The organism is Mesorhizobium sp. WSM4815, from assembly GCF_055811575.1.
Genome location: NZ_JBVVQS010000027.1, coordinates 1 through 320, shown reverse-complemented (window position 1 = coordinate 320; position 320 = coordinate 1). Strand labels below are relative to the sequence as shown.

The 320-nt window shown below is 67.2% G+C and carries 1 protein-coding gene; it reads right to left on the bottom strand.

Annotated elements, in window-relative coordinates:
• The coding region (locus tag AC0L2B_RS00105; protein WP_473743618.1) for an NAD(P)/FAD-dependent oxidoreductase at positions 1–320 on the bottom strand (320 nt) is incomplete at both ends.

Below are 320 nucleotides of genomic sequence, written 5' to 3'. Positions count from 1 at the left end.
TGCACGATCAGCTCGGCCAGCGCCTTGCCGACCGCCGGCGCCTGCTGCAGGCCGTGGCCGGAAAAACCGTTGGCGAAGAGAAAATTTTCCACTTGCGGATGCGGGCCGATCACCGCGTTCTGGTCGAGCGTGTTGTAGTCGTAATGGCCGGCCCAGGCGCGCGTCGGCTTGATCGCCTCGAAGGCGGGAATGCGGGTTGCCAGCACCGGCCAGATCACCTCTTCGAACAGCGGCCAGTCGGGCTCGAAATCGCTGGGATCGGCGGGGCCGTCGCCGTCTTCCGGCTCGGCCCCGCCGGTGATGTAGACCGAGCCTTCCGG